This is a genomic window from Nostoc sp., from assembly GCF_036917535.1.
In the GTDB taxonomy this organism is placed as follows: Bacteria; Cyanobacteriota; Cyanobacteriia; order Cyanobacteriales; family Nostocaceae; genus Nostoc.
This window is the reverse complement of the sequence record NZ_JBALDA010000030.1, coordinates 1-19146: the sequence shown is the minus strand read 5'-3', so window position 1 is coordinate 19146 and position 19146 is coordinate 1. Positions and strand designations below refer to the sequence as shown.

Below are 19146 nucleotides of genomic sequence, written 5' to 3'. Positions count from 1 at the left end.
AATCAGGTTCAAAGACTCGTCCGCGAGTATTAAAGACTCGTTTATGAGTATTAAAGACTCTCGCGCGAGTATTAAAAACTCATCCACGAGTATCAAAGACTCGTCTACGAGTATTAAAGACTCATCAACGAGTATCAAAGACTCTCGCACGAGTAAAAAAGACTCGTCCACGAGTATCAAAGACTCGTCTACGAGTATTAAAGACTCGTCTACGAGTATCAAAGACTCGTCCGCGAGTAAAAAAAACTCGTTAGCAAGTATCAAAGACTCATTACAGCAATTTTCATATTGTTCTTCTCTGCGCCTCTGCGTGAGACAAATAACTTTCGGTGCTGTAATTACGAATTACGAATTAAGCATTATCCTATCAAGACTTGCATTCACACTTTCAGCATCCGGTGACTTCAATCGCTGCAAAATCTCTAAAGCTAGTTGCAAATAGGATATCGCTTTAGTGTATTCACCCTGTTGTTCTGCCAAATGTGCTAACGACCACAGAGTCATTGCTTTGCCTTTGACATAACCAATACGTTCAGTTATTTCCAAAGACTGATTGTAGAGTGCGATCGCTTCCTCCACTTCCCCTTTGTCGGCGTAGAGTATTCCCAGTTGGTGCAACGTCGCCGCTTTGCCTTGAACATTACCAATGCGTTCAAAGGATTGATTCCTGAATACTCAATATTATTCTTTTGACCGTATCAGTTTCAGAAGATTGAAGATGTTGCAATATGCTTAATGACTGCTGCAATAAATCTAATCCTTGGTCATAATCACCAAGTTCATATATCAACATTTGTCCCAACGAAGCCAACGTACTTGCTTTACCGCGCATATCTTGTATATGCTCTTGAATTTCAAGAGCTTCTTTATATGTGGCTAAAGCAGCATCAATTTTTCGCTGATTTATATAAATATTTGCTATTTGATGTAATGTATCTGCTTGACCTTTTAGATATTTAATTTGCTTATTCAAAATTAGAGATTTACTATAAAACTGAAGTGCATTTTCAAATTTAATTTGTTGTTCGGATACTACACCAAGTTGATGTAATACCATTGCTTGACTTTGAATATCATCAATTTGTTCAGCAAGTTTCAACGAAGTATCAAGGGAATTAATTGCTAAATCAAATCTTCCAACTTTAGTATAAGTAATTGCCATATTATAAAATAAGGCAGCTTTAAGTTCAACGCTACCAGTTTTTTCAACTATTTTTAGAGACATCTGTAAAAGACTAAAAACTGCTTCTAAGTCTCCTTGCTCTTCTTTAAGAGATGCTATTTGATGTAAAGCTGATATTTTTCCTTTAAGATCACCAATACTGTCTTTCAGATAGAAAGATTTTTCATAATTAGCAAGAGATTCTTGTATTTCTCCTTTTTGTGCTTTTATGTATGCAATTTGATGTAATGTTGATGCTTGACCTTTAATATCACCAATATTTTCTTGAATTGCTAGGCACTCTTGATATTTATGAAGTGCATTGTCTACCTTGCCTTGTAAAAGATATATTCTTGCTATCTCATGCAATGCTGAAGCTTTACCCTTAAGATGACCAATTTTTTCGCTATCTATAAGACATTCTTGGTAAATTTTAAGAGCTATATCTAATTCTCCGCTTTTAGATTTGATATATGCCAAGCAGTGTTTAATGCCGCAGATTTCAATTATTTCATTATCTGGACAAAGTTTTAAAGCTTCTTGATAATGCTCCACAGCTTCTTTAAGCTTACCTAGCTCAATTTCAACACGAGCTAAATTACTAAGAATACGATAGTCACTTATATTGTTAAGTGTATTTTGACAAATTTTATTAGTGTCTCGGAAACGACTATGAGGTATCCACTTTCTAGAAAGACAATTCGCAACATTGACAGCAATATCTTTATCCTTTCCCAGCAAAGCCAACCTATGAATTTCTAACTTTTGTGCTTCCGTAGCAGTTTTCGCCTTCCACCACAGACGATACAAAATTTGTGCAGCTAGGCCGCCCCCAACTTAAAACCGCCCTAGCCCCTTGGGCAATTAGTGCCTCAGCCATTGAAGGGACAGCCCCTTTATCTGGTGCTTGTCCAGTCCGACACCCAGACAAAAACACCAATTTGGGAAAGCGAAATCGGAAGACTTCCGCCAGTTCTGTGGCTGTGGTTTCGTGGCGTTCCCCAATTTCCGTCTCAGTGATAAAGTAAGGCGTATTTGGCTCTAAATCTTCTCCCCTCCTCGCTTGCGGGGAGGGGTTGGGGGTGGGGTTCTCCGCTTCAGGAGGAGTAATTGAGGCGTGTCCTGTGAGGTGAAACACATCAAAGTCATTAAAATAGCGACTCCACACCTTAGCCAACTCGCTAACGCAACCGCTTTCTTCCACCCGCAAATCTACAGCAAAATCTCGCGTATCTCCCAGAATTCTCGCTTCTTCCTGTTCAAACTCTAACTTTGGTTGCACATCTTCCGGATCGGTTGCCATAAACAATACTCGCAATTGTCGTGCTTCTACAGCCAACGGTTCCGTTTCTTTCTCAATCCAGCGCAGAGGTAACACCACTGGATTAACCCGCTTCACCAAAAAATTCTCACCATTATGCAGCACTTCCCAAGGCAGATGTACCAATTTTTGATCGGTATCAATAGCAATTACCAACCCTTCACCGCGACAATTAGCAATTCCCCGACTCAACCAGCGTCCATCGCCATCCAACCAAAAAAATAACTGCTGCCCGATTCCTGGTAAATTGGGCAGCAGTTTATAGTAATCTCGTTCGCCTTGCTTAAGCAAATTAGCGATTTCTGCTAATTTCAGGCGACGTGATTCATAGTGATTATTTTGAGGTAGCCAGTATCTGAGTTCAACTGTTTCCTGCGTACTTTCCCGAAGTTGAATGCGGATAGTTTGCACTTTATTTGCTGAGAGATTTGAGGATTTCCGTGATTTCCTCTATGGTAGCTTCTTCGAGTAAAATCCTGTTTCCAGTATCAGGGTCAAGAATTATGACATCAAATTGCTTTCCTGGATGGGATTTTTGCCATTCTTGATACCATTTGCGAATTTGTTCAGCTAAAGCCACAACACCACCAACAACGCCAACAATGGTAGCAACAGCCGCTAAAGTCCCCTCTCTTTGGGTCGGCACTTCATAGCTTCCTGATATTCCAGGAATTTCTAGCAAAGCCTCGGCTGCTGCTGGTGCGCCTTCACCCTCAATACCGACTTGAATTTCTGCCATAGCTAACCTGCGAATTTATACAGCATATTGTATATTTAGCAAGCATAATCCTCATGCAGAGGCGCAGAGAGTATTGCAAAATTATTTAGTTTGTGTTGTACCAATTGTCTAAAATAAAGCAACAGATGCAAACCTGAAAAGCCCAATTTAATCTGACTTTCTTAATTTTGAATTTTGAATTTTGAATTTTGAATTAATATGTCTCTTGCTCCTTGGCGAGGTGCAATCGCTCATGCACTCCATTGCAACCGCAGCCTTGTTTATGCCCGTTACCTGCAACTAGCAACGCTACAAGCCAACGGTCGCCCCGCTAATCGTACCCTAGTCTTTCGCGGCTTCCTAGAAAATACAAACCAGCTAAAATTTATCACCGATAACCGTAGTGCCAAAACTGACCAGATACAGCAACAACCTTGGGCAGAAATTTGTTGGTACTTCCCCAATACACGAGAACAATTCCGCATCACTGGCTGTTTAACCCTAGTAAGCGGTGATGATTGCGATCCGCATCTACAACCAGCGCGGATCGCAATGTGGCAAGAATTGAGTGATGCGGCGCGTTTACAATTTGCTTGGCCCCATCCTGGTAAACCCAGAATCCAACAAGCAGGAGCTTTTGAGCCACCAGCACCCAATCCAGTTGAGCCAGTGGCTAATTTTTGTCTACTGTTACTAGATCCGGTGCAAGTAGACCATTTAGAATTACGCGGCGAACCACAAAATCGATGGCTTTACTGCCGTGATGACCAGCAAGAGTGGTCTAGCGAAGCAATTAATCCGTGATTTAGTCAAGAGTCAAAAGATTGACCTTTAACCCTTAAGTTAAACTAAATGCCAGCACCATCTAGAAATTCCTGGATAGTCTTATCTTTGAGGTTGCACCAGCGAGTATCATGGGTTAGCTCATCTTCTTTCGCTGCTAAACAACCCACTAAAACAGGAGTTTTTTCTGAAGAATTAGTGCGCTGAAGGGTTTGTATTTGTTCTTCCAACGCCTCAATCCGGTCTACTAAAGCACGAATTACTTGAGCTTCTGAATCTGGTAAGTTATTGTGTTCAAGAGGTGCAACCCGGACTCCAGAACGATACACGATGCGCCCAGGCACGCCTACCACAGTACAGTCTGAAGGCACATCTCTTAAAACAACAGAACCAGCACCAATACGGACGTTATTGCCAATTTGGATATTGCCCAGTACCTTCGCTCCAGCTCCAACTACGACGTTTTCACCCACAGTAGGATGGCGTTTACCACATTCTTTACCAGTACCCCCAAGGGTGACACCTTGATAAATTAGGGTATAGTCTCCGACGATCGCAGTTTCACCAATTACTACACCCATCCCGTGGTCAATAAACACACTTTGCCCAATTGTTGCACCAGGGTGGATTTCAATTCCAGTCAAAAACCGAGCCAAGTGGGAAATCAGGCGCGGAATAAAGGGAAGACCAACACTATACAGCCAGTGAGCCAGCCTATGGAATAACAGGGCTTGCAAACCAGGGTAACAAAATAAAACTTCCAACCAGTTACGGGCAGCTGGGTCACGTTCAAATATGATACGAAAGTCAGCACGCAGTATAGATAGCACGAGATAGCACCCTCGGAAAGCACAACAAGCTACTCTCCCATATTATCCTTTCAGGTGTTACAGCTAAAAATTGGGAATAGAGCATTGGGCATGGGGCATTGGGAAGAGACTTGTGGACAAGGAGAATTGGGGACAAGGGGAAAGAAAAGACTTATTGCAAGTTCTACTTTAATCACCTTGTCACCTTGTCCCCCCTTGCCTCCCCTGCTCCCCAATTCACTGCTGCTCCACTTTCAGAGTATAATCATGCTTGACTCCAGGATTAAATGTACCCACCCAAATCCGATAGGTGCCCCGTTTCCAGTCGCGATCGCTAACGCTAGCATCTTTACTTTTACCAGTGTCATCGCCACAACGAATCATAGTTTGATCTGGTCCTTGGATAAGTAAAGTGGTGTCGTTGTTGTTGCTATCTACTTGTATTGTTAGCTGGGAAAAGTTTTTTTCCAAAACCATAATGTGATCTGGTTTGGGATCGGCAAAGCCAATGCACGCTTTTTGATCGCGATCGCGGTTACTGATGGCAGACAATGAGTAAGAACCACCTGTAAACCCCTGCACTGTTCCTTGTGCTGAATCAAAGTTTGTTGATAAATTAAAAGTGCCAAAGTTTGCTGTTTGTGCTATTACAGGGGTAGCTGTGATGGTGGTAAGTATAGCCAATAGCCAACCGCCGTGAAACTGAAGTCGGGGGCGACAGTATTTCATAGTAGCCCTCCAACAGGCTTTTAAATGAGTAGTGATATATACATATTCTAGTGAAAAAATTACAGTGAAATTTCAGTTGGTTGTGCCACAATCAAATGTGCCACAGTTGATGTTTTTGAAAGTGGACAGCTAATTGCTAGGTTATTTCTCGATCTAGACAGCAACATTAAATCGCGCCCGTTGATAGTGTGGAATTTTGGCAATCAAGGCATTACTTGGCAAATGCTACAGAATATCTACGTAAATATTATGAGGCAAGAAAGTACAGAAGGGAAAAAATTCTTTTCCCTTCTGTACTTTGAGCTTTTATGAAAATCTCACGAATTATGGAGTTTAAAAAAGACACCACCTTTAAGCGATCGCGTGTCAGTTCCATAACTACTCACTGTAAGCGATCGCAGGTTGTTAAAAAATGGTTTACCTAAGACTTCCACTAGTTTGAGAATCGGTACTTGACGCTCTAACAAATTCTGGCTCTTTGTCCAGTCAAGATATATATAGCCTTGGTTTGGTAGAGGAATCGCAGCGATACTATCTTTGAAATTGGGATTGTCAATTATGGAATTATCCTTCGTTGTGAGAATTTCATTCATCGTCTCCAAGTCAGACGCGAAAATTTCGTAATTTCCGAAAGTTGTATGCAATCCCCGCACTTTTGTTTCAATGCTGAAAGATGCTCCTTCTTTAACATCACTTTTTTTAGTAGCTGTGGTTAACTCTGTCCAAGCGGAAATTTTTTGCTTGTCTATATTTAGGGTATTGATGCTGAGTTCGTTGGATAAAGCGATCACATCTAATCGAGCAACGCCTTGTTCTACACCTTCGGATTTTTCCACCACAAAAATCCAATGTGGGGTTGTTTGCTCTTTATCAGGTAACAATGCTATGGCATATTCTCCTTGTACCCAACTAAAAATATCCTTTGGTAAATTGATACCCCAGCGTTTTTGAACATCCGCCAAAGGTTTTGCTAACCGAGAAACCACATCTTCCCTAGAACCATATATAATTGCTGTTGCTTGTTTCCAAAGCTTGGCTAAATCGCTGTCACCCAAATTACTCAAATTCGAGCCGGAAATTGCTAAACCTGCGGATGCTGGAACATACTGTAATGCTTCCACAGGTTTAGATAGTGGTGCAGATGGAGGGACAATTTCTGATGAAGTCAAAATGGTGGTTTCTGCCAGCAATCCTTGGGGATTCAACACTAAAGATATGATTTGACTGTTATAAAGTTGTTCTGGTAACTCTAACCCTTGCCATTTTGCGACGATGGGAAGATTCAAGAAAGCTATAGCTAATCCCCCTTTGAGCCGTTCTTTGGTAGCTTTTTGGTATTCCGGTGAGCTAGTCAAATTCAGATCGGGCGCTTGGACGTTATTGATAGCATCTTTTAGTACTTTCGGATCGTTGGCAAATAAGACAAAGCTTTCACCGACAACAGCACCAGCAAGCAAATCTTCTTCTGGTTGAGAATTGTCAGAAATCAGTTTTACACCTTTATATTGTTCAACAGCTAAGTTTGCCCCAGCTAACGCTCGTTTAGAAAACAACAATTCCACAAACTCGCGGCTTTTCTGCGGTTGTTTGGTTGCTAATGCCAACAAATACCCTGGCTGCTGTCCGTTTTCTGAATCGCGATCAATATCTAAGGTGGTGATTGCTAATGTAATTTCGTCCCCTAACCAGGGTTGAATGTCTTGTTTGTAATCTATGCCACTCTTGGTGAATAAACTGGTTTTGAGTTTAGATAGTTCCTCTTCCCGCTCCAAGACCTGCAAACGGTCAGGATTGGTCAATAATGAAACCATTGCAGGAGAAAGTTTCGACACGAATATGGCTGCACTAGGTCCAGAGCTAGAAGCAATGAGGTTAGCCGGACTTTTAGCGAAAAACCAGTAAAAGCTTGCGATCGCAATTACTAGCAGGGCGATCGCCCCAGCTACGATAAAACCGATAAATGAACGTTGCCTATTCACATTAAACCTATTAAAAAAGACGGTTTACAGCCATTTAAGCAGAAAGCCTAGCAGAATTAATCAACTCTCTTGAGAATGGATGCTGATGTCAAGGCAGAAATTTTCTGTCACCATAAATAGTATTAGGACTGTTTACGAAAATCCTCATGACAGGGAACTCATGAATCAAATTAGTGTAGAAGAACTGGCGCAACGTCTTTCTTCTAGTGATACAAGTATCCAGCTAGTAGATGTGCGGGAACCACAAGAATTGGCGATCGCTAGCATTGAGGGCTTTGTCAACTTACCTTTAAGTCAATTTGCTGAATGGGGAGATCGAGTACCTACCCTCTTCAATCCCGAAGCCGAAACCTTGGTGTTATGCCATCATGGCATCCGCTCTGCCCAAATGTGCCAGTGGTTGATTGCTCAAGGTTTTACAAATGTGCAAAATATTTCGGGTGGTATTGATGCCTATTCTCAACTAGTAGACCCTTCAATTCCCCAATATTAGCTTTTGTTCGAATACATCATTTCAGATGGAACTTAATCTTCCATCTGACTTTTGCTATGCTAAAGATAGAAGTAGATCAATGTTAGAGGCTTGCTAAAAAGTTTGGAATTTGGGCATCAAGTACATCTGCACAAAAATGTTAGATTGCTCTAAATTACAGTTCGGCAGTAGCCTCTGGAAACAAATACGTATCTAATAATACTGTTACAGGCGCAATTTTGTGCAAAAGTACGGTTATAAAGAAGCATCGTAAGGGTACATTATAATCAGCAGCTTTTGCAAAAAAAGTTGAGCAACTATACCAACTTTATTCTTAAAAATGCTGTATATATAAACTTTAAAAATACTTATCATAATATAGTTATATAATTTGCTACCTTAATAAATTATTAATATTCTGTGTTTTCGATTAAATCCGAAAATTTTTTTCAGAGTTTGATTAAAATTTGCCTTCAGCAAAACATACCATAATGGAAGTTCAGTTAACAAATCGACAACAGCATATACTTTGGGCAACGGTACGTCACTACATTGCTACGGCAGAGCCTGTTGGTTCAAAGGCTTTAGTCGAGGAGTACGACCTTGGTGTAAGCTCGGCGACAATTCGCAATGTGATGGGCGTTTTAGAAAAGTCTGGATTACTCTACCAACCACACGCTTCTGCTGGACGTGTACCTTCAGATTCAGGCTATCGCATTTATGTTGACCAGCTAATTACACCTTCTCTGCGTTCGCGCAGCATGTCGCAAACAGACACTACACGTAGCTTACTTCCACAAAGTGCTACGGAAATTTTAGGGCGAGAAGTAGAGGTGGCATTGCAAAAGCAGCTACAGTGGCAAGATCGGAGTTTAGAAACTCTACTGCAAGGAGCCGCGCAGATTTTAGCAACCTTAAGTGGTTGCATTAGCTTGATTACTATGCCGCAAACGACCACAGCGCTATTGCGACATCTGCAATTAATGCAAATTGAAGCCGGACGGATCATGCTGATTGTGGTGACAGATGGTTACGAGACACATTCCAAATTAATGGATTTGTCGCCAACACCAGAAGAAACACAACGGGATTCAGAAGTAATCGATCGCGAGTTGCAGATTGTTTCTAACTTTTTGAATAGTCACCTACGGGGGCGAAGTCTGTTGGAATTAGCCTACCTCAACTGGAGCGAACTAGATCAAGAGTTCCAACGTTACGGAGAATTCTTGAAAAACTCAGTTGCCGAATTGACTCGTCGCACTCTTGCACCGACTGCAACCCAAATTATGGTTAGGGGTGTGTCAGAAGTTTTGCGCCAGCCAGAATTTTCTCAATTACAGCAGGTACAAACGATTATCCAACTGTTGGAAGAAGAACAAGATCAACTGTGGCGATTAATATTTGAAGAACCAGAACCAGAGGATGGTGGTAAACCAAAAGTAACGGTTCGCATTGGTGCAGAAAATCCATTAGAACCGATACGCACCTGCACCTTGATTTCTTCTAACTATCGCCGAGGTTCGATACCCGTAGGAAGTGTAGGAGTTTTGGGGCCAACGCGCCTAGATTATGAAAGTGCGATCGCAGTAGTAGCATCTGCTGCTGATTACCTATCAGAAGCTTTCAATTATTTCAATCCTTAATAGGGATTAATCGTATCAGGTTATATTTAGGAACAAGCCACTACGCCTTTAGGTGAGTGAATAATACCATAGCAAGCAGATAGCCGGATTTGTAACGGCAAAATCAATAATTAATACTACTTAAATCTTTCATGCTTAGAAAAATTGCCTTTGGTCTACTGTGGCTCGGATTTGTTGTCTATGCTTTTTTCCTCGCGCCTCCTGATCAAGCCGATACATTCGAGTTAATTAAAAACCTTTCTATCGGCCAGTGGCAAGGTGTTAACCCGTTACTCATAGCACTATTCAACCTCATGGGCATCTGGCCTCTTATTTACAGCGCAGTAGTCTTTATTGATGGTAGAGGACAAAAAATACCTGCTTGGCTGTTTTCTACTACTTCTTTCGCAGTTGGTGCTTTTGCCTTGTTGCCGTACTTAGCTCTTAGAGAACCAAATAATCAGTTTCTCGGTCAAAAGAATACCTTGCTCAAGTTGCTAGATTCTCGTGTGACTGGTTTTGTGTTAACGGTAGCCACGGTCATTCTAGTTACCTACGGTTTAAGAGCAGGAGATTGGGGCAGTTTTGTGCAAGAGTGGCAAACTAACCGTTTCATCAATGTGATGAGTTTAGATTTTTGCTTACTCTGCCTATTATTTCCTGCATTATTGGGGGATGATATGGCACGTCGCGGTTGGAAAAATCCGCAGTTTTTCTGGTTAATAACCTTGATACCGCTATTCGGCCCATTGGTTTATTTATCTGTGCGTCCACCTTTGCCGGAAGTGGGTACAGAGTCCATATCCAAGCAGCCAGTGGCGAATTGAAGAATAAAGTGCATTTTCACAATCCACAATCTAAAATCCCAAGTGGTATCACCCAAAGTCCCCCCTTTTTCAAAGGTTTGGGGATTTTCTGTGGGTGCGTAAATCCCAAGAGAAAGTTTTTTTCTGAAAGTACTTTACAAAACGCAATAAATTCTTTAAGATGTGTAACAGGTAGTCAAACCTACCTAAAATTCATCTGCAAATAATCGCATTTATAAAACCATGACAGCAACCTTACAACAGCGCTCAAGCGCCAACGTATGGGATCGATTCTGCGAATGGATCACCAGCACCAATAACCGCATATATATCGGTTGGTTCGGCGTCGTAATGATCCCCACCCTGCTAGCGGCAACCGCTTGCTTCGTAATCGCCTTCATCGCCGCACCTCCAGTAGACATTGATGGTATCCGCGAACCAGTAGCAGGTTCCTTGATTTATGGAAACAACATCATCTCAGGTGCAGTAGTACCTTCCTCCAACGCCATCGGCTTGCACTTCTACCCAATTTGGGAAGCAGCATCTCTAGATGAGTGGTTGTACAACGGCGGTCCTTACCAACTGGTAATCTTCCACTTTTTAATTGGCGTATTCTGCTACATGGGTCGTGAATGGGAACTATCCTACCGTTTAGGAATGCGTCCTTGGATTGCGATCGCCTACTCAGCCCCAGTAGCAGCAGCAAGTGCAGTATTCTTGGTATACCCGATCGGACAAGGTTCCTTCAGTGATGGTATGCCTTTGGGTATAAGCGGAACATTCAACTTCATGATCGTTTTCCAAGCAGAGCATAACATCTTGATGCACCCCTTCCACCAGTTAGGTGTAGCAGGTGTATTCGGTGGTTCGCTGTTTTCTGCAATGCATGGTTCACTAGTAACTTCTTCTTTGGTTCGTGAAACCACCGAAACCGAGTCCCTGAACTACGGTTACAAATTCGGTCAAGAAGAAGAAACCTACAACATCGTTGCAGCCCACGGCTACTTCGGTCGTCTAATCTTTCAATACGCTTCATTCAACAACAGCCGCTCCTTGCACTTCTTGTTAGCAGCATGGCCTGTAGTTGGCATCTGGTTCACTGCCTTGGGTGTGAGCACAATGGCGTTCAACTTGAACGGTTTCAACTTCAACCAATCAATCATTGATTCTGAAGGTCGCGTCATCAGCACCTGGGCAGATGTAATTAACCGCGCTAACCTGGGTATGGAAGTAATGCACGAGCGTAACGCTCACAACTTCCCTCTGGATTTGGCTGCTGGTGAGCTTGCTCCTGTAGCTCTAACTGCTCCTGCTATCAACGGTTAATTCTGAAGTTTAGCTAAATAAGAGAGCGCCCTCCGTTACCAGAGGGCGCTTTCTTATTTGTATAGGTAAAAGATAGGCTATACGTCAAATATTCCTAGTGCCAAAGCATAAAAATGAACTTTTGCACAAACTCTAGTTAAAATACATAAGCCTCATCCTTTTTCTTTAAGATCATGGGCAACACTTTTGGTCATCTATTTCGTATAACTACTTTTGGTGAATCTCACGGCGGTGGTGTGGGGGTTGTGATTGATGGTTGTCCTCCGCAACTAGAAATTTCGGCGGAAGAAATTCAAGTAGAATTAGATAGAAGGCGTCCGGGACAAAGTAAAATTACGACCCCTCGCAAAGAAGCCGATACCTGCGAGATTTTATCAGGTGTATTTGAAGGCAAAACATTAGGAACGCCTATAGGGATTTTGGTACGGAACAAAGACACTCGATCGCAAGACTACGACGAAATGGCCGAGAAGTATCGCCCTTCTCATGCGGATGCAACTTATGATGCAAAATATGGCATTCGTAATTGGCAAGGCGGGGGTAGATCGTCAGCGCGTGAGACAATTGGCAGAGTGGCAGCAGGTGCGATCGCTAAAAAAATTCTCCGTCAAGTTGCTAATGTTGAAGTTATCGGTTACGTTAAGCGCATCAAAGACTTGGAAGGTGTAGTCGATCCAAATACTGTCACCTTAGAACAAGTCGAAAGCAACATCGTTCGCTGTCCCGATGCCGAATGTAGCGATCGCATGATTGAATTAATTGAGCAAGTTGGTAGACAGGGTGATTCTGTCGGCGGTGTCGTAGAATGTGTGGCGCGTAATGTGCCGAAAGGTTTGGGCGAACCAGTATTTGATAAATTGGAAGCTGATATCGCTAAAAGTGTGATGTCTCTCCCAGCTAGCAAAGGCTTTGAAATTGGTTCTGGTTTTGGGGGGACGCTGTTAACGGGAATAGAGCATAATGACGAATATTATATTGATGAAAATGGTGAAATTCGCACTGTAACTAACCGTTCTGGTGGTATTCAGGGGGGAATTTCTAACGGGGAAAATATCATTTTACGAGTTGCATTTAAGCCGACAGCGACAATTAGAAAAGAGCAAAAAACAGTAACTCGTGAAGGCGAAGAAACGTTATTAGCGGCGAAAGGACGACACGATCCTTGTGTGTTACCGCGTGCAGTGCCAATGGTTGAGGCGATGGTAGCACTGGTATTGTGTGACCATTTATTACGGCATCATGGACAGTGTAAGGTGTTATAAGGATTATACTTTGACTTTCAGAAAATATTTATGCTTCGAGGGTGGGTATCTTACTCTCCCTTTTTTACTGATATTATTATAGTAATTGATCAAGAGGTAAAACTATTTAGTCAACTTAAATCTAAATATAAAGCTACTCAATATGAATACTCATATCCTGATAGTCCGCTTCATCAAATACTCAAAAATTTAGAGTTAACAGAATGTTTAAGTAATTCTGAATATAATTGGTTGATGGATAACAAACTGTTTAAAACAGCAGAAATTTTTCACCAACAAGAGTCTGTAGAATAAACTTACTTTGCTAATTTAAGAGATAAATAACAAGCGAATCTATACTCTAATTTATTATCCAATCTACTATATCTAATATTGCAAAATATTAGATATAGAAAGTGATTTGAGTGAGTCAGAAATTAACTGGCTAGTACAGTAAGTACTTAATAAAAATTTAATGCCATATAGTAATTGTTACTCTACAGCTACACTATAAATAAATTTATCTGGTTACATTGCATGTATTTTATAACAATTTTAGGATTAGCTGCCGCCACAATAACCACAATCTCATTTCTGCCACAGATGTTTAAAACTTGGCGAACTAAATCAGCAAAAGATGTTTCTTTGGTGACGCTGATTACATTCATAAGTGGTGTTTTTTTATGGTTAATCTATGGAATTTATTTACAATCCTTGCCAATTATTCTTGCTAATGCCATAACATTGATTTTTAACTTAATTATTCTATGGCTTAAAATTAAATATAGATAAATTTGCCTCTAACAAACACCTGTGACATCATCTGTATTTGACTGTGAACGCCTTCTCTTTACCCCCGCTACCCCAGACACCAACGCTATCCCTATAATCTTCGCCTTTCCCAATAAGTACAGTGTAGGTATTACAAGCCTTGGCTATCAGGTGGTGTGGGCAACCTTGGCAATGCGTGATGATGTGCAGGTAAGTCGCCTGTTTACCGATACTCACGAACAACTCCCTAGAACGCCGAAAATTGTGGGATTTTCTATTTCGTGGGAACTGGATTATGTGAATATTTTAAATTTGCTGGAATCTTTAGAAATTCCTATTCGAGCAACCTCTCGTGATGATTCTCATCCGATAATTTTTGGTGGTGGCCCCGTTCTTACTGCTAACCCCGAACCTTTTGCAGATTTTTTTGATGTCATTTTGCTGGGGGATGGTGAAACCCTGTTAGGGAATTTTATTGAGGCTTACAAAGAAGTGAGAAATGCTTCAAGACAAACTCAACTAAAAAGACTTGCACAAATATCAGGAATTTATGTACCCAGTTTGTATGAGGTGGAATATCACACAAGAGATGGTGAAGTAAAGTCTATTAAACCAATTTCTCCCGAAATTCCCGCAGTGGTGCAAAAGCAAACTTATAGAGGAAATACTCTATCGGCCTCGACTGTAGTCACCGAAAAAGCGGCATGGGAAAATATTTACATGGTGGAAGTAGTGAGAAGTTGCCCAGAAATGTGCCGCTTTTGTTTGGCGAGTTATCTCACACTGCCTTTTAGAACGGCCAGTCTGGAAGATTCATTAATTCCAGCGATCGCCAAAGGTTTAGAAGTCACAAATCGGCTAGGATTATTAGGGGCTTCAGTCACTCAACATCCAGAATTTGAGGCGTTGCTAGATTATATTAGTCAGCCAAAGTATGATGACGTCCGTCTCAGTATTGCCTCAGTCCGAACTAATACTGTAACAGTTCAGTTAGCAGAAACTTTGACGAAACGAGACACGCGATCACTTACCATTGCTGTAGAAAGTGGTTCCGAGAAAATCCGCCAAATCGTTAACAAAAAGCTGCATAACGATGAAATCATCCAAGCAGCGATAAATGCCAAAGCTGGCGGCTTAAAAAGCTTGAAACTCTACGGAATGGCAGGAATTCCTGGTGAAGAAGCAGAAGATTTAGAACAAACTGTGGCGATGATGCGTAATATCAAAAAAGCTGCGCCAGGATTGCGCTTAACATACGGATGCAGCACCTTTGTACCGAAAGCACACACACCGTTTCAATGGTTTGGGGTGAATCGCCAAGCCGAAAAGCGGTTGCAGTTTTTGCAAAAACAGCTAAAACCACAGGGGATAGAATTTCGCCCAGAAAGCTATAATTGGTCGATTATACAGGCTTTATTATCGAGAGGCGATCGCAGACTCTCCCAGCTTCTCGAACTTACTCGTGACTTTGGCGATTCCTTGGGTAGCTACAAACGTGCTTTCAAGCAACTCAAAGGGCAAATTCCCGACTTAGATTTCTACGTCCACGCCGAATGGTCAACAGAACAAGTATTACCTTGGAGCCACTTGCAAGGGCCTCTGCCACAGTCTACACTACTAAAGCATTTGGCTGATGCTCAGAGTTATATCAATCCATCCCTCAAAGAACTACAGCCAGTACTGGGGACTAGTACCGCAAGGCGGAATTTAAAATTCAAAATTCAAAATTCAAAATGAATACAGCGTAAGCGTTTCGTTGATTTTGAATGGTGAGGCAGTCGCTCAGAGGGGGTTCCCCCCATGAGGAACTGCCGTTAGCACAGCGTTAGCGAGCCCGCGTTCGCGCAGCGTCTCGTAGAGAGCGTCACCCGTTCGCCCTTGGTGTTCTCGAAGGGTAGGGGTGGTTTATTTACGCCGTGTTGTACTAGGGATGAGGACTAGAAATTAAAAATTAATATCAATGCCCCATGCTCAATGCCCAATGCCCCATGCCCAATACCATTGAATTCATAGCTGAAAACTTGATGCAAAGCACCGCTGAGTATTACTGCGCTTATTGCGGCGAACCGAACTTAACTTTTATTGATTTGAGTGCTGGAGGACAGCAATCTTACGTTGAGGATTGTCAAGTTTGTTGTAACTCAAATATTTTGTATGTGCGGGTTGATGAAGATACCCTAGATATCGAAATTGATACCGAATCTGAAAGCTGAATTTTAGGTTTTTCTTTCCATGCTGCACTTTAAACATTCCTCAATAATTAATGCCTCCCCAGAAGTAGTTTGGAAATTTCACGAAAGGCCAGATATTTTGCAACTATTGAATCCACCTTGGCAGCCAGTCCAAGTGGTTCGTCGTGAGGGAGGGCTAAACGTGGGTGCTATCACCGAATTTCGCTTGTTTCTCGGCCCATTACCCTTAACTTGGTTAGCGCGTCATACTGAATGTGACAAATATCGCCTGTTTACTGACGAACAGATATCTGGCCCTTTTGAATCTTGGTTACATCGACATGAATTTGAACTGGAAAATGGCAAAACCAGATTAACTGACGCTATTTCCTTCTCTATGCCTGGTGGAGGAACTATTGAACTTGTCAGTGGTTGGCTAGTGCAAGCGCAATTAGAAGCAATGTTTCGCTACCGCCACTATGTAACTAAACGAGAATGCGAGTAACTATGAGCATTCTCTTGTAGTTAAGTGGCTCCAGACTTTTAGCTTACTAGGAGCCATATTTATTATTTTATCTTTATTAGTTTGGATAAGAAAAACCAATAATTTTTCTAATTTCCATTAGATTTTTTTGACAATATGAATACTATTTCGCTAATTTCAAAGTATTTCCTGAAAAGCTTGAAAATCTCATCCTTAGGGTTGGGGTTTAATCCTTAGTGTGAACTTGGGGGCGATCGCTTGCCAACAATCGTTTTCTAGCTTACATTAGTTTGGGATCTCAACAGCTACAGTGTAATGCACGAATTACTACACTTCATTACTTACTATTGCTGCTGATTCTGTTACCGTCTTTTTCCCAGGCTTCGGCTGTTTAAAAAATCCTATATTAAAAATACTAGTTATTAAAACTACCTAGCTAGCAGTATTATAACTTATACAAATCAACCTCTAAACCAAAAACTATTTTTGGTATAGCGGTTGTATGTGTAATAATAGTTCGAGTAACTTAATATTTCTAAACATCTTAAAGTGTTGGCACTATCCAATGCAAAACACTTACCACTAATAGAGTTTTCTGGCTGGTGGTTAGTGCTTTTTGTGGTGACTATATTTTAGGAATTTTTACCTGAATAATAGGCAGAGTAAAAGCGTGATTCAATTAGAACAACCATCCAGCTATCAAACAAAACTAACCCCAATAGTGAAAAGTAAATCTCAGTTTCAAGGACTTTTCATTGCTATTGTCATTGTTAGCGCATGGATTATTAGCTTGAGTTTATTACTTTCTATTAATATCTCCAAATTACAATTTTGGCTCCTATTGCCTGGCATAGCTTGGCAAACATTTTTATATACAGGATTATTTATTACATCTCATGATGCTATGCATGGGGTAGTGTTTCCTCAAAACAGTAAAATTAATCATTTTCTTGGGACATTAACCTTATCTCTGTATGGTCTTTTACCATATAAAAAATTATTAAAAAAGCATTGGTTACATCACCAAAATCCAGCTACTCAAACAGACCCAGACTTTCATGATGGTAAACAGAAAAACTTCTTTGCATGGTATTTCCATTTTATGAAAGGTTACTGGAGTTGGGGACAAATTATTGCTCTAACTCTTATATATCAGTTTGCTAATCGTATCCTTCATATCCCCCATGTTAATCTAATAACTTTTTGGGTGCTTCCTTCGCTTCTAAGTTCATTCCAATTATTTTATTTTGGTACTTTCCTTCCACATAGCGAACCAATCACAGGTTATATTCGGCCTCATTGTGCCCAAACGATTAGCCGTCCAATTTGGTGGTCATTCATCACGTGCTATCATTTCGGCTATCATGAAGAACATCACGAATATCCCCATATTCCTTGGTGGCAGTTACCAGAAATTTACAAAGCAAAATAGTTTTTGTTTAGTTAATAAATAAGTAGGCATGAAGAATTAAAAGTTTATAGTCAGCGTTTCTAACCTTTAAAATAAGCCTGGGGCTGCTCACTAAAAGCAAATTTATTCTGCTTATGCCAATTAATAATTCTCGTCTTGTAACCTATAGCCCTGCTTATACAATCGTTCCCACTTACGAGTGCTTCAATCGATGTAGTTACTGCAACTTTCGCAGCGAACCGGGTAAAAGTCCCTGGATAAGTCTTTCGGATGCAGACAGTATTTTAAAACCACTTCAAAGCGAAAAAGTCTGTGAAATTCTCATACTCAGCGGTGAAGTGCATCCTCATTCGCAAAAGCGTCAGGCGTGGTTTGAGCGGATTTATGATTTATGTGAATTAGCGCTTTCAATGGGGTTTTTACCTCATACAAACGCGGGGCCACTAAGTTTTGAAGAAATGCAAAAGCTTAAGCGTGTGAATGTTTCGATGGGGCTGATGTTGGAACAGTTAACGCCAACATTGTTAAATAGTGTACATCGACACGCACCGAGTAAATTACCAGAAGTTCGTTTACAGCAATTGCAATGGGCGGGAGAGTTGCAGATTCCCTTTACAACTGGGTTGTTGTTGGGAATTGGGGAAACTGTAGATGATTGGTGGGAAACATTAACAGCTATATCTCAACTGCATCAACGTTATCACCACATTCAAGAAGTTATCTTGCAACCTCATAGTCCGGGATATCAGCAAACCTTTGATGCACCACCTTTTAACCTTTATCAGTTACCAGAAGTAATTGCTAAAGCGCGTCAGATTTTACCGCCAGATATTGCTATTCAAATTCCGCCGAATTTAGTTAAAGATGACCGATGGTTACTTGCTTGTATCGAAGCTGGTGCGCGAGATTTGGGTGGAATAGGGCCAAAAGATGAGGTGAATCCTGATTATCCTCATGTTCAGGAACAGGCATTAAGAGAAATTTTACAGCCTGCGGGGTGGGAATTGATGCCCCGTTTGCCAGTTTATCCGCAATTTGATAGTTGGTTGTCGAAAGAATTACAAACAGCGGTGAGACAGTGGCGAAAGACTTTAACCCCAGTTTCCCTTTTGTAAGAATAGGGAAGTAGAGATTTTCCCATCTCGTAGTAGTTTTTTTGCTGACGAGTATTTGAACTGGATGAATCCACCTTTTATCTCCGTTAACGAGTATTTGAACTGGATGAATCCACCTTTTATCTCCGTTGACGAGTATTTGAACTGGATGAATCCACCTTTTATCTCCGTTGACGAGTATTTGAACTGGATGAATCCACCTTTTATCTCCGTTGACGAGTATTTG

At 41.2% G+C, this 19146-nt stretch carries 20 protein-coding genes; 13 read left to right on the top strand and 7 right to left on the bottom strand.

Annotated features, from left to right (window positions below; translation table 11 throughout):
• Positions 1–345 precede the first annotated feature (345 nt).
• From V7K56_RS09460 to V7K56_RS09445, 4 genes are read right to left on the bottom strand one after another with little or no spacing between them, the layout of a single operon-like run.
• Positions 346–618, bottom strand: coding sequence for a tetratricopeptide repeat protein (locus tag V7K56_RS09460; protein ID WP_334909801.1), 273 nt, complete (start codon positions 616–618; stop codon positions 346–348).
• 34 nt (positions 619–652) lie between these two features.
• Entirely contained in the window at positions 653–1972 is a 1320-nt protein-coding gene (locus tag V7K56_RS09455) for a tetratricopeptide repeat protein (RefSeq protein ID WP_334909799.1), read from the bottom strand.
• On the bottom strand, positions 1911–2894 hold the full coding sequence (locus V7K56_RS09450; protein ID WP_334909797.1) for a CHAT domain-containing protein: 984 nt from the start codon (positions 2892–2894) through the stop codon (positions 1911–1913). Before V7K56_RS09450 ends, V7K56_RS09455 begins: the two co-directional genes overlap by 62 nt.
• A 1-nt stretch (position 2895) precedes the next feature.
• Positions 2896–3222 (bottom strand): hypothetical protein, encoded by a 327-nt coding sequence (locus V7K56_RS09445; protein ID WP_334909795.1) that lies wholly within the window; start codon positions 3220–3222, stop codon positions 2896–2898.
• A gap of 198 nt (positions 3223–3420) precedes the next feature.
• On the opposite strand from V7K56_RS09445, the gene V7K56_RS09440 reads away from it, so the two are divergent.
• Positions 3421–4005: an Npun_F5749 family FMN-dependent PPOX-type flavoprotein gene (locus V7K56_RS09440; RefSeq protein WP_334909793.1), complete on the top strand. Its 585-nt coding sequence runs from the start codon at positions 3421–3423 to the stop codon at positions 4003–4005.
• 44 nt (positions 4006–4049) lie between these two features.
• Here V7K56_RS09440 and cysE read toward each other — a convergent pair whose 3' ends face one another.
• From cysE to V7K56_RS09425, 3 genes are all read right to left on the bottom strand, one after another.
• Positions 4050–4814 (bottom strand): serine O-acetyltransferase, encoded by a 765-nt coding sequence (cysE, locus tag V7K56_RS09435; RefSeq protein ID WP_334909791.1) that lies wholly within the window; start codon positions 4812–4814, stop codon positions 4050–4052.
• A gap of 216 nt (positions 4815–5030) precedes the next feature.
• Positions 5031–5522, bottom strand: a complete 492-nt coding sequence (locus V7K56_RS09430; RefSeq protein ID WP_334909789.1) for a hypothetical protein — start codon at positions 5520–5522, stop codon at positions 5031–5033.
• A gap of 317 nt (positions 5523–5839) precedes the next feature.
• The gene (locus tag V7K56_RS09425; RefSeq protein WP_334909787.1) at positions 5840–7501 is read right to left on the bottom strand and encodes a DUF3352 domain-containing protein; all 1662 of its coding nucleotides are present in this window, start codon (positions 7499–7501) and stop codon (positions 5840–5842) included.
• 160 nt (positions 7502–7661) lie between these two features.
• Between V7K56_RS09425 and V7K56_RS09420 the strand changes: the two genes are divergently transcribed.
• The 12 genes from V7K56_RS09420 to cofG all read left to right on the top strand — a co-directional run bounded on the left by V7K56_RS09420 (position 7662) and on the right by cofG (position 18920).
• Positions 7662–7994: a rhodanese-like domain-containing protein gene (locus V7K56_RS09420; protein WP_292862223.1), complete on the top strand. Its 333-nt coding sequence runs from the start codon at positions 7662–7664 to the stop codon at positions 7992–7994.
• Between the two features lie 470 nt (positions 7995–8464).
• Positions 8465–9616, top strand: coding sequence for a heat-inducible transcriptional repressor HrcA (gene hrcA, locus V7K56_RS09415; protein ID WP_334909784.1), 1152 nt, complete (start codon positions 8465–8467; stop codon positions 9614–9616).
• 131 nt (positions 9617–9747) lie between these two features.
• Positions 9748–10422, top strand: a complete 675-nt coding sequence (locus V7K56_RS09410) for a DUF2834 domain-containing protein (RefSeq protein ID WP_334909782.1) — start codon at positions 9748–9750, stop codon at positions 10420–10422.
• Between the two features lie 222 nt (positions 10423–10644).
• Positions 10645–11727, top strand: coding sequence for a photosystem II q(b) protein (gene psbA / locus V7K56_RS09405; protein ID WP_334908975.1), 1083 nt, complete (start codon positions 10645–10647; stop codon positions 11725–11727).
• A gap of 173 nt (positions 11728–11900) precedes the next feature.
• Positions 11901–12989 (top strand): chorismate synthase, encoded by a 1089-nt coding sequence (gene aroC, locus V7K56_RS09400; protein ID WP_334909780.1) that lies wholly within the window; start codon positions 11901–11903, stop codon positions 12987–12989.
• 30 nt (positions 12990–13019) lie between these two features.
• Entirely contained in the window at positions 13020–13283 is a 264-nt protein-coding gene (locus V7K56_RS09395) for a hypothetical protein (protein WP_334909778.1), read from the top strand.
• A 222-nt stretch (positions 13284–13505) separates the two neighbouring features.
• Positions 13506–13760, top strand: coding sequence for a SemiSWEET transporter (locus V7K56_RS09390; protein ID WP_334909776.1), 255 nt, complete (start codon positions 13506–13508; stop codon positions 13758–13760).
• A gap of 21 nt (positions 13761–13781) precedes the next feature.
• On the top strand, positions 13782–15476 hold the full coding sequence (locus V7K56_RS09385) for a B12-binding domain-containing radical SAM protein (protein WP_334909774.1): 1695 nt from the start codon (positions 13782–13784) through the stop codon (positions 15474–15476).
• A gap of 287 nt (positions 15477–15763) precedes the next feature.
• Entirely contained in the window at positions 15764–15952 is a 189-nt protein-coding gene (locus V7K56_RS09380) for a CPXCG motif-containing cysteine-rich protein (protein WP_334909823.1), read from the top strand.
• Between the two features lie 19 nt (positions 15953–15971).
• Positions 15972–16415 carry an SRPBCC family protein gene (locus V7K56_RS09375; protein WP_334909772.1) on the top strand — a complete coding sequence of 148 codons (444 nt, stop codon included), beginning with the start codon at positions 15972–15974 and terminating at the stop codon, positions 16413–16415.
• Between the two features lie 649 nt (positions 16416–17064).
• A complete protein-coding gene (gene crtW / locus V7K56_RS09370) occupies positions 17065–17826 on the top strand; it encodes a beta-carotene ketolase CrtW (protein ID WP_334909770.1) in 762 nt (253 codons plus the stop codon).
• Positions 17827–17939: 113 nt separating this feature from the next.
• Positions 17940–18920: a 7,8-didemethyl-8-hydroxy-5-deazariboflavin synthase subunit CofG gene (cofG, locus tag V7K56_RS09365; protein WP_334909768.1), complete on the top strand. Its 981-nt coding sequence runs from the start codon at positions 17940–17942 to the stop codon at positions 18918–18920.
• Positions 18921–19146 lie beyond the last annotated feature (226 nt).

Bases quoted from the DNA above. Each gene is read 5' to 3' on its own strand.
- V7K56_RS09445 (WP_334909795.1), bottom strand. From the start codon at position 3,222: ATGGCAGAAATTCAAGTCGGTATTGAGGGTGAAGGCGCACCAGCAGCA.
- V7K56_RS09420 (WP_292862223.1), top strand. From the start codon at position 7,662: ATGAATCAAATTAGTGTAGAAGAACTGGCGCAACGTCTTTCTTCTAGT.
- aroC (WP_334909780.1), top strand. From the start codon at position 11,901: ATGGGCAACACTTTTGGTCATCTATTTCGTATAACTACTTTTGGTGAA.
- V7K56_RS09440 (WP_334909793.1), top strand. From the start codon at position 3,421: ATGTCTCTTGCTCCTTGGCGAGGTGCAATCGCTCATGCACTCCATTGC.
- hrcA (WP_334909784.1), top strand. From the start codon at position 8,465: ATGGAAGTTCAGTTAACAAATCGACAACAGCATATACTTTGGGCAACG.
- V7K56_RS09390 (WP_334909776.1), top strand. From the start codon at position 13,506: ATGTATTTTATAACAATTTTAGGATTAGCTGCCGCCACAATAACCACA.
- V7K56_RS09395 (WP_334909778.1), top strand. From the start codon at position 13,020: ATGCTTCGAGGGTGGGTATCTTACTCTCCCTTTTTTACTGATATTATT.
- V7K56_RS09430 (WP_334909789.1), bottom strand. From the start codon at position 5,522: ATGAAATACTGTCGCCCCCGACTTCAGTTTCACGGCGGTTGGCTATTG.
- V7K56_RS09375 (WP_334909772.1), top strand. From the start codon at position 15,972: ATGCTGCACTTTAAACATTCCTCAATAATTAATGCCTCCCCAGAAGTA.
- cofG (WP_334909768.1), top strand. From the start codon at position 17,940: ATGCCAATTAATAATTCTCGTCTTGTAACCTATAGCCCTGCTTATACA.
- V7K56_RS09410 (WP_334909782.1), top strand. From the start codon at position 9,748: ATGCTTAGAAAAATTGCCTTTGGTCTACTGTGGCTCGGATTTGTTGTC.
- V7K56_RS09380 (WP_334909823.1), top strand. From the start codon at position 15,764: ATGCAAAGCACCGCTGAGTATTACTGCGCTTATTGCGGCGAACCGAAC.
- psbA (WP_334908975.1), top strand. From the start codon at position 10,645: ATGACAGCAACCTTACAACAGCGCTCAAGCGCCAACGTATGGGATCGA.